The sequence below is a fragment of the Porticoccus sp. genome (genome assembly GCF_041592135.1).
In the GTDB taxonomy this organism is placed as follows: domain Bacteria; phylum Pseudomonadota; class Gammaproteobacteria; order Pseudomonadales; family Porticoccaceae; genus Porticoccus.
Map to the genome: position 1 here is coordinate 1 of NZ_JBFHQR010000099.1, position 9,068 is coordinate 9,068.

10 protein-coding genes are annotated in these 9,068 nt (G+C 56.0%); 7 read left to right on the plus strand and 3 right to left on the minus strand.

Features of this window, described 5'->3' with window-relative positions; genetic code table 11:
* Together ABY948_RS09140 and ABY948_RS09145 are read right to left on the minus strand one after the other, a co-directional pair.
* Positions 1 to 461, minus strand: a 461-nt coding sequence (locus ABY948_RS09140; protein WP_461482224.1) for a hypothetical protein, incomplete at its 3' end; no start/stop codon positions are given.
* 73 nt (positions 462 to 534) lie between these two features.
* Positions 535 to 1,890 carry an MATE family efflux transporter gene (locus ABY948_RS09145; RefSeq protein WP_461482225.1) on the minus strand — a complete coding sequence of 452 codons (1,356 nt, stop codon included), beginning with the start codon at positions 1,888 to 1,890 and terminating at the stop codon, positions 535 to 537.
* A gap of 208 nt (positions 1,891 to 2,098) precedes the next feature.
* On the opposite strand from ABY948_RS09145, the gene coxB reads away from it, so the two are divergent.
* From coxB to ABY948_RS09165, 4 genes are read left to right on the plus strand one after another with little or no spacing between them, the layout of a single operon-like run.
* Positions 2,099 to 3,199, plus strand: coding sequence for a cytochrome c oxidase subunit II (gene coxB / locus ABY948_RS09150; RefSeq protein WP_461482233.1), 1,101 nt, complete (start codon positions 2,099 to 2,101; stop codon positions 3,197 to 3,199).
* Positions 3,200 to 3,212: 13 nt separating this feature from the next.
* On the plus strand, positions 3,213 to 4,766 hold the full coding sequence (ctaD, locus tag ABY948_RS09155; protein WP_461482226.1) for a cytochrome c oxidase subunit I: 1,554 nt from the start codon (positions 3,213 to 3,215) through the stop codon (positions 4,764 to 4,766).
* A gap of 18 nt (positions 4,767 to 4,784) precedes the next feature.
* Positions 4,785 to 5,339: a cytochrome c oxidase assembly protein gene (locus ABY948_RS09160; RefSeq protein WP_461482227.1), complete on the plus strand. Its 555-nt coding sequence runs from the start codon at positions 4,785 to 4,787 to the stop codon at positions 5,337 to 5,339.
* 44 nt (positions 5,340 to 5,383) lie between these two features.
* Positions 5,384 to 6,289: a cytochrome c oxidase subunit 3 gene (locus tag ABY948_RS09165; protein WP_461482228.1), complete on the plus strand. Its 906-nt coding sequence runs from the start codon at positions 5,384 to 5,386 to the stop codon at positions 6,287 to 6,289.
* Positions 6,290 to 6,377: 88 nt separating this feature from the next.
* On the opposite strand, the gene ABY948_RS09170 is transcribed toward ABY948_RS09165, so the two are convergent.
* Positions 6,378 to 6,632 (minus strand): twin transmembrane helix small protein, encoded by a 255-nt coding sequence (locus tag ABY948_RS09170; protein WP_461482229.1) that lies wholly within the window; start codon positions 6,630 to 6,632, stop codon positions 6,378 to 6,380.
* 42 nt (positions 6,633 to 6,674) lie between these two features.
* Between ABY948_RS09170 and ABY948_RS09175 the strand changes: the two genes are divergently transcribed.
* The 3 genes from ABY948_RS09175 to ABY948_RS09185 all read left to right on the plus strand — a co-directional run.
* Positions 6,675 to 7,460 carry an SURF1 family protein gene (locus ABY948_RS09175; protein ID WP_461482230.1) on the plus strand — a complete coding sequence of 262 codons (786 nt, stop codon included), beginning with the start codon at positions 6,675 to 6,677 and terminating at the stop codon, positions 7,458 to 7,460.
* A complete protein-coding gene (locus tag ABY948_RS09180; protein WP_461482231.1) occupies positions 7,460 to 8,098 on the plus strand; it encodes an SCO family protein in 639 nt (212 codons plus the stop codon). The genes ABY948_RS09175 and ABY948_RS09180 overlap by 1 nt, the downstream gene beginning before the upstream one ends.
* 35 nt (positions 8,099 to 8,133) lie before the next feature.
* Positions 8,134 to 9,068: COX15/CtaA family protein (locus tag ABY948_RS09185; protein ID WP_461482232.1), on the plus strand; the 935-nt coding region annotated here is incomplete at its 3' end.

Genomic DNA, 9,068 nt, shown 5'->3' on the forward strand with positions numbered 1-9,068 from the left:
GCAAAGGGCTCGCCGATCAGGTGGTGGATGATCAGGTTGGAGCGGGTCATGTCCATGGGCACCAGCGGCATGTTGTAGCGAGACATGAAGCGGTCATTGACTTCTTCAATCAGGCGGTGGGCCAGGTAGGATTCGTCCATCAGTGCACTCAGGCCGTGGTGTCCGTCGATCAGTTCCGGGGGCTGGATAAAAAATTCCTTGGCCACGTTCATGACAGGTTCCGTGTAATCGCTGATGTTGCATTCATTGGCGATGGCGTCCACCGCATCGATGAATTCCGGGACCTGATCAATGTAGTGGATAATAAAGTTCAACAGGGCGGGGACGATATTCCGGGGCGGTAACTGGATGGTGTGATGCAGGCGATTTGCCCGGGTTTGCATTAAATGTGCAAGTTGCCCCGTTGACTGCTCGTGGGCCTTGGCGGTGGCGATAGCCTGGCGGAGGTTGACAGTATCCATATTCAAAACCTAGTCGAGCGAACTGAAAAGGCAAAGAACATCTTGTCATAAGGGCGCCAGATTTCCAGGCTACTCAGGTGTTGCCGTTGTCCCACAGGTGCTGTCTTGAATAGCGGACAAACAGACCCGCCATCAACAGGCTTCGCGCCGCCAAGAAGCCGAGATAGGCAAGCCAGAGTCCGTGGTTGCCCAGCGGTCGGGAAGCGTACCAGAGTGGCAAAAACACCAGCAGCACCGCGATCAGCATGCTGTTTTGCATGGCTTGAGTCTTGCCGCTGCCGATGAAGATGCCATCCGCCATGAAGCAGGCCAGGCCGGTCAAGGGTAAGGCGGTCAGCCAGGGCCAATAATTCAGGGCGGCGGTGGCGACGGCGGGAAGATCGGTAAACAGCTGGATAATGGCGCGCGGAAACAGCAGGTATAGCAGTGTGGCCAGCAGGGCGATCAGCAGTCCCCAGAAGGCGCTGGTGAAACAAATTTGGTAAAAACGATCCAGCTGACGGGAGCCGATAGCCTGGCCGGTCAGGGACTCGGCGGCGTGGGCAAAACCGTCCTGGGTAAAGGCCACCAGTAACAGTAGTTGCATGAGAATGGCGTTGGCGGCGAGCACCGCGTCGCCCTGTCGCGCCCCCTGCGCGGTAAAGAATATCATGGTAAACACCAGCAACGCCGTGCGCACAAACAGGTGTCGATTCACCGCAAAAAACTCTCGATAGCGCGGCCAGTGGCCGAGTCGCCGCCAGCTGCAGGGCGCAGGCAGCGCTTTGAGTTTCAGGGTGACCAGCAGCAGGGCCAGGGCTGCGCCGGCATACTCCGCGGTGAGGGAGGCCCAGGCGGCGCCGCGGCTGTTCCAGTCGAGGCCGACAATAAACCAAAAATCCAGTGCCACATTGGCCAGATTGACAAACAGCATGACAGCCAGTGTCGATCTGGCCTGTTGCAGGCCGAGCAGCCAGCCGATGGCGCAGTAGGTCGCGAGGGTGACGGGTGCGGCGAAGATGCGAATGGCACAGTACTCCAGCGCCAGGGGCCGCGCCTCGGCCGACGGGGCGATCAGTGCCAGGGTTGTCTCGAGGATAGGTTGCCGCAGCAGCACCAGTCCACAGCCAATCAGCACGGATAACAGTAACGACTGAAACAGCAGTTCCCGGCAGCGCTGCAGGTCCCCTGCCCCCCAGGCCCTGGCTGTCAAGCCGGTGCTGCCCATTCTCAGGAAGCCAAACAACCAGAACAGCATGGTCAGCACACTGCTGCCGGCGGCAACCGCAGCCAGGTAATTGTCCGAGGGCAGATGGCCGAGAATACCGGTATCCACCAAACCGAGCAGTGGCACGCTCAGGCTGGCCAGTGTCATCGGCAGGGCGATTCGGAAAACCTGTCGGGAAATATGGGGTTTGAGCATGCGCGGCCGGGGTTTAAAAAAGGCCATTCTGACAGAAAAACCCCAACTGCCGGGGGGGAATAGTCTGGAGCGCAGCGGAAAAAGTCTGGTATACTCGCGCGGTTTTTCCTGTCCAGTACTGGGTGTCCAGTCGTGGCCGGAAACTGCATTACTTATAAACAATAACTTAATGACTGGAGATAGGGCGATGTCAAGAAGAGCACGTATGCTTTTCGCGCTTGTGCTTGCCCCTGTTATGTCCCTGGCCGCAATGGGTCAGGCACTGGCAGAAGACGCACAGCGTTGGGCTGTTAACATGCCCAAGGGGGTAACCCCCGTGAGCAACGCAATCTACGATATTCACATGATCATTTTCTGGATCTGTGTGGTAATCGGAATTGGCGTTTTCGGTGTGATGTTTTACAGCATGTTCGCACACCGGAAATCAAAAGGTGCTGTGGCGGCTAACTTCCACGAAAACACCACCGCGGAAATAGTCTGGACAGTGATTCCTGCACTGCTGCTGATCGTTATGGCGATTCCTGCAACCAGCGCGCTGCTGGATGTTTACGACACAGCTGAAGCTGAGATGGACATCAAGATCACTGGCTATCAGTGGAAGTGGCAGTATGAGTATCTCGGTGAAGACGTCGCCTATATGAGCGAGCTGACCACACCGGAAGAAGAGATCTACAACACCGCCCCCAAAAGCCAATACTATCTCCAGGAAGTTTCCCAGGCACTGGTTCTGCCAGTCAAAACCAAAGTCCGTTTCCTGATTACCGGCAAGGACGTGATCCACTCCTGGTGGGTGCCGGATCTGGGCGTGAAAAAAGACGCTATTCCCGGACTGGTTAACGAGACCTGGGCCTATATTGAAGAGCCCGGTATTTACCGCGGTGAATGTGCGGAGCTCTGTGGTAAGGGCCACGCCTTCATGCCGATTGTGGTCAATGTGCTCGAAAAAGCAGAGTACAACGCCTGGCTGGACAAGAAGAAGGCGGAGGTGGCAGCCGTGCGCGAACTGGCTAACAAGACCTTTACACTGGATGAGCTGATGGCTCAGGGTGAAGCGGCCTATAACCGCTCCTGTGCCGCTTGCCATATGGGCAACGGTGAAGGTATTCCCGGTGTGTTCCCCGGCCTGAAAGGCTCGGCCATCGCCACCGGCGATGTCAAAGGCCACCTGGATATCGTGGTCAATGGTAAGGCGGGCACTGCAATGCAGGCCTTTGGTGGACAGCTCTCTGAAGTGGACCTGGCAGCCATCATTACCTATGAGCGCAACGCTTGGGGTAATGCGACTGGCGATCTGGTGCAGCCCATTGACGTTCTCAAATTCAAGCAAGGCCAATAAGGAGGATTAAGTCATGGCACACGGTCCCGCTAAAGGTATTGGCCGCTGGCTCTTTACCACCAACCACAAAGACATTGGCACGATGTACCTCTGGTTCAGCTTCGCCATGTTCCTGTTGGGTGGCTTCTTCGCCATGGTGATTCGCGCCGAGCTGTTCCAGCCCGGCATGCAAATCATCAAGCCCGAATTCTTTAACCAAATGACCACCATGCACGGTCTGGTGATGGTGTTCGGCGCCATCATGCCGGCCTTTGTCGGCTTGGCCAACTGGCTGATCCCGATGATGATCGGTGCGCCGGATATGGCGCTGCCGCGCATGAACAACCTGAGCTTCTGGATTCTGCCGTTCGCTTTTGCGCTGTTGGCATCCACGCTGTTCATGGAAGGAGGTGCGCCGAACTTCGGCTGGACCTTCTATGCGCCGTTGTCCACCACCTATGCCCCGAGCACGGTGAACTTCTTCATCTTCGGTGTTCACATCATGGGTGCCTCATCCATCATGGGTTCCATCAATATCATCGCCACCGTGCTCAATATGCGCGCGCCCGGCATGACCCTGATGAAAATGCCGATGTTCGTCTGGACCTGGTTGATCACCGCATTCCTGCTGATTGCCGTGATGCCGGTTCTGGCCGGTGCGGTCACCATGATGCTGATGGATATCAACTTCGGCACCAGCTTCTTTGACGCCGCTGGTGGTGGTGATCCGGTTCTGTTCCAGCACGTGTTCTGGTTCTTTGGGCACCCCGAGGTATACATCATCATCCTGCCGGCCTTCGGTGTGATCTCCCATATCATCCCGACTTTCAGCCGCAAGCCGCTGTTTGGTTACAGCTCCATGGTGTATGCAACGGCTTCCATCGCCTTCCTGTCATTTATCGTGTGGGCTCACCACATGTTTTTGGTGGGTATGCCGGTGGGCGGTGAGCTGTACTTCATGTACGCCACCATGCTGATTGCTGTGCCGACAGCCGCCAAGGTATTTAACTGGATAAGCACCATGTTCCGTGGTTCGCTCAGTTACGAAACCCCCATGCTGTTTGCGATTGCCTTTGTCATCCTGTTCACCATTGGTGGCTTCACCGGCTTGATGCTGGCGATTGCGCCTTCCGATGTGCAATACCACGACAGCTACTTCGTGGTGGCCCACTTCCACTACGTGATGGTGGCAGGTGCGGTATTCTCCGGCACCGCGGCAGTGTACTACTGGCTGCCGAAATGGACCGGTCGGATGTACAGCGAAACCATGGGTAAGGTGCAGTTCTGGATCTCCTTTATCGGATTCAACATCACATTCTTCCCGCAGCACTTCCTGGGTCTGGCCGGTATGCCCCGTCGCTATGCCGACTACGCCCTGCAGTTCTCGGACTGGAATATGATCTCCAGTATTGGCGCCTTTATTTACGGATCTTCCCAGCTGCTGTTCCTGTTTAACGTGATTCGCACCATCAAAGCGGGTACCCCCGTGAGCGAACCGAAAACATGGGAAGGTGCTGAGGGCCTGGAGTGGACTGTTGCCACCCCCGCCCCCTACCACACCTTCTCCACACCGCCGGAAGTGAAGTAACAAGGAAGGATGAGGAACATGGCTGCCAATCCGCTCAGGATTTTGCTGGTCAAGCTGCTGGGCGGTGCCGTATGCATGTTCCTTTTTGCGTTATTTGTGATGCCGCCGCTGTACAACATGTTCTGTGAAATCACAGGCATCGGCGGCAAAACAGGTGGACCCTATCAGGTAACAGAAGCTGGTGTAGATACCAGCCGCACGGTGACGGTACAGTTCCTGGCGACCAATAATGGCGCCATGCCCTGGCAGTTTAATCCCAAGGTGTATGAAGTATCGGTACATCCCGGGGAACCGACCGAGGTGGCGTTTTACGCCAAGAACAGTACCAGCCGGGATATGGTGGCACAGGCTATTCCTAACGTGACCCCCTTCAATGCGGCCGAGTATTTGCACAAAACAGAGTGTTTCTGTTTTCACCAGCAACCTTTGAAAGCAGGTGAAGAAGCTGAGTTGCCGCTGGTGTTCATTGTGGATCGTGACTTGCCTGAAGCCGTTACCACCATAACGCTGGCCTATACCCTGTTTGATATCACGAGTCGCGTCAGCGATTCGGTGGCACAAGTGAATCAATGATAAAAGTGTTGTGCGCAAGCGCATGACGATGACGGAGAAAACCAATGTCAACTGAGAGCAACTATTACGTCCCCGAGCAGAGCAAGTTGCCGATTATGGCAGCTACTGGAATGGGCACGATGGCTTATGGTGCTGGCTCCTGGGTACAGGGAGGTAGCGCCATGGTATTCCTGGCCGGGGCCCTGATTATGGCCTTTACCCTGTACACCTGGTTCAGCACGGTCATTAAAGAAAACATGGCGGGCATGAACAGCGATCAACTCAAGCGCTCCTATGTTTGGGGCATGGGCTGGTTCATCTTTTCTGAAGTGATGTTCTTTGCCTGCTTCTTCGGCGCCCTCTTCTACGTTCGTGTCCTGGTACTGCCCTGGCTCGGCGGTGAGGGTGGCCACCCCAATAGCTCATTGTTGTGGGAAGGTTTCAAGCCGGAATGGCCGCTGATGACCACCCCGGATATGGTGGCGAATGGCGAAAATGCCAAGTTCATCGGACCCCATGAGAACATGAGCTTCCCCGGCTGGAGCAAGCTGATGAGCTGGCTGCCCCTGTGGAACACGGTAATTCTACTGACCTCCAGTGTGACTGTGCACATGGCGCACTCCGCCCTGAAAAACAGCAACCGCACCAAGTTCAATGCCTGGTTGGGTTTGACCGTTATCCTGGGCGCGATCTTCCTGGTGCTGCAGGTGGAAGAGTATGTTCATGCTTACCAACATATGGGCCTGACCCTGGAGTCCGGTATCTACGGCACCACCTTCTTCATGCTCACCGGTTTCCACGGTGCGCACGTGACCATGGGTACCTTTATGCTGCTGGTGCAATTCCTGCGCGGCCTGAAAGGTCACTTCAGCCATCACGACGCGTTTGGCTTTGAGGCGGCATCCTGGTACTGGCACTTCGTGGATGTGGTCTGGGTAGGCCTGTTCATCTTCGTTTACGTGCTGGCCTGATCGGCGCCGGAAAGACACGCAGTCGTAAAAACGGCCAGGATAACCTGGCCGTTTTTATCTATGGGGAAGAAAGGGATTTGTTGATCAATCAGGGTTGGCTTTGCGGTGCGACTCTTTCCGGGTGCAGCTCTCTGTCCCAGGGGGCCTGGCTGGAAAGCCGACCTGAATAGATGCCCCAGGCAATGGTGCCGACCAGTGCGATGGCCAGCACCACCCTGACACCGAGCGCGTAAAGTGTTCTTTTCCTCGGGTTGCCGACGTCCTTCATCAGGAACACCAGTGCACTACTGAGACTGATCAATACGGCAATGAAGAGCAACACGATTATGGCTTTTAGCAACATGGTCTTTGGATTCGCAATTCAAAGAAAATGATTTAACCACAGATGTCACAGCAGACACAGCAACAATCCAGCGTTTCTTTCCAGTGGCAGTGGAACTGGAAATTGCTACTTTTTGCGGCGTTTTTTCTGCCCGTCACGGTCAATCTGGCATTGTGGCAGCTGGAGCGTGCGGCCGAAAAAGAGCAGCTTGTGGAAAGCAACCGCCAGCGTGCAAGCGCTCAACCGGTGTCACTGCAGGAAGCTGAACAGCAGCAGGACCGCCAGTATCTGCGGGTACGGGTACGGGGTGAATATGACAACCGCTCTCCCCTGTTGCTGGATAATCGGGTCCGGCATGGCCGGCCGGGTTTTGAGGTGATCTCTCCGTTCAAGGCGGAAAATGGCCAATGGCTGCTGGTCAACCGCGGCTGGTTATTGGGCAATGCGGATCGCAGCCAGTTACCGCCGGTACCGGATGAACAGGGGGTGGTGGCGTTGACCGGTTACTTGTATCGCTCCCCCGGTGAGCAGTTGATGCTGGGGGAAGATCGCTGGGCAGTTGAGGCCGGTGCGAAAATTATTCAGAATGCGTCACCGGAAAAGGTGGCAGAAAAACTGTCCATACCACTCTACGATTACAGCCTCAGGCTCGACGAGCACACACCGGGAGCGTTGGAAACCGGCTGGGAGGTGGTCAATCTGACGCCGGGAAAACACATCGGTTATGCCGTGCAGTGGGCGGCGCTGGCGATCGCCCTGGTCGTCCTTAGCCTATTCGCTAATTCAAACCTGGGTGCGTGGATAAAAAGTCGCCGCAGGGCAGAGCAGACAACAAAAGAGGAAGGCTGATGAGTCAGCAACAGAGTAAGAAAGCTGGTCAGTGGCAAGTCTGGCTGATGGTGGGCATCCTGAGCGGTGTGATTATTGCCGGATTCCTGTTGTTTCCACACAGCGAGGAATCCCGTGAACGCCTATTGAAAAAATTGGGCACCACCAATCACGGCGAGTTTGTATTGCCGGCGGTCTCCATCAAAACCCTGCAGTTAAACGATGCCGAGGGTCAGGCGTGGTTGTTCGATGACCAGAAAGTGAAATGGCGGATGCTGATACCGGGTCATGCGCATTGCAACCAGGCGTGCCAGGACCTCCTCTATTTGACCCGCCAGGTACACATCAGTCTGGGCAAGTACAGCCGCCGCTTCGAGCGCCTGTACCTGAACCTTGATAGCCACCTTGATAGTGACACCAGCGAATACATGAAACAGCATCCATTCCTTCACACCCTGTACGCGGATGAAGAGCCGCTGAAAGCCCTGTTGGCGGGAACCAATGCACCCCTTCTGGGTAACGCGGATTCAGGGAACCCATTAAGGGCTTATCTGGTGGACCAGGATGGGCTCATCATGATGAGCTACACGCTGGCCAATAGCGGTAATGAGATTATCGAAGACATCGAGCACCTGATGAAATACTCCCCGGACCATTGATTACCTCAATACTGGAAAACAGGCCGTCTGCATTCATGATCAGATTTAGCAAGCCGAGATACCGCAAAGCTGGATTCAGGTTGGCACTGGTGGCCGCCCTGCTGGCGGCATTGGTATTGCTGTTGGGGGTATTCGCGCGCTTGACCGATGCGGGGTTGGGCTGCCCGGACTGGCCCGCCTGTTACGGTCATATGCTCTGGCCCAGTGGTGCGGCAGATATCGCTCAAGCCGAAAAGCTATACCCGGATTCACCCTTTGAACCCGGCAAGGCCTGGGTGGAAATGCTGCACCGCTATACGGCTGCTGCGCTGGGCCTGCTGGTGATCGCCCTTGCCATCATTTCCTGGCGCCGCAGGGAGATGGAGGAATACCCCTTCCGCCTGCCGACGCTGATTCTGTTTCTGGTGGTCTGGCAGGCTTTTTTCGGCATGTGGTCCGTGACCCTGAAATTGTTGCCCCAGGTGGTCACGTTCCACCTCGTGGCTGGCATGACAACCTTTTCGCTGTTATGGTTGCTCGCCCTGCGTTTGGGCAGCAGGCCATGGCAGGTTTCCCCGACAGCTACCCGCCAGCTACATCGCCTCAAGCCCTGGCTGATACTGATGCTGGTCGCGCTGTTTGTGCAGATTGCCCTGGGCGGCTGGACCAGTGCGAATTACGCCGCGTTTGCCTGTGGGGATTTTCCCACCTGTCAGCAACAGTGGTGGCCGGAGATGGATTTCAGGGGCGGCTTCGATCTGGCCCAGAGTGTCGGCCCCAACTACCTCGGCGGCAAGCTCGAAACAGAGGCGCGGATGGCTATCCATGTGACCCACCGCATCGGCGGAGTGGTACTGGGGTTGTTGGCGGTCATAATTTGCGGTGCGCTGTTGCGCGTCAAAAATAATCAGGTGCGCCTGTTGGCGCTGACCATGGTGATGTTGATGGCGACGGAATTGCTGCTGGGCGTGGCCAACAATCTGTTGATGGC

Excerpts from the sequence above, each read along its gene's own strand:
- ABY948_RS09145 (WP_461482225.1), bottom strand. The coding sequence starts at position 1,890 with ATGGCCTTTTTTAAACCCCGGCCGCGCATGCTCAAACCCCATATTTCC.
- coxB (WP_461482233.1), top strand. The coding sequence starts at position 2,099 with ATGTCCCTGGCCGCAATGGGTCAGGCACTGGCAGAAGACGCACAGCGT.
- ctaD (WP_461482226.1), top strand. The coding sequence starts at position 3,213 with ATGGCACACGGTCCCGCTAAAGGTATTGGCCGCTGGCTCTTTACCACC.
- ABY948_RS09160 (WP_461482227.1), top strand. The coding sequence starts at position 4,785 with ATGGCTGCCAATCCGCTCAGGATTTTGCTGGTCAAGCTGCTGGGCGGT.
- ABY948_RS09165 (WP_461482228.1), top strand. The coding sequence starts at position 5,384 with ATGTCAACTGAGAGCAACTATTACGTCCCCGAGCAGAGCAAGTTGCCG.
- ABY948_RS09170 (WP_461482229.1), bottom strand. The coding sequence starts at position 6,632 with ATGTTGCTAAAAGCCATAATCGTGTTGCTCTTCATTGCCGTATTGATC.
- ABY948_RS09175 (WP_461482230.1), top strand. The coding sequence starts at position 6,675 with ATGTCACAGCAGACACAGCAACAATCCAGCGTTTCTTTCCAGTGGCAG.
- ABY948_RS09180 (WP_461482231.1), top strand. The coding sequence starts at position 7,460 with ATGAGTCAGCAACAGAGTAAGAAAGCTGGTCAGTGGCAAGTCTGGCTG.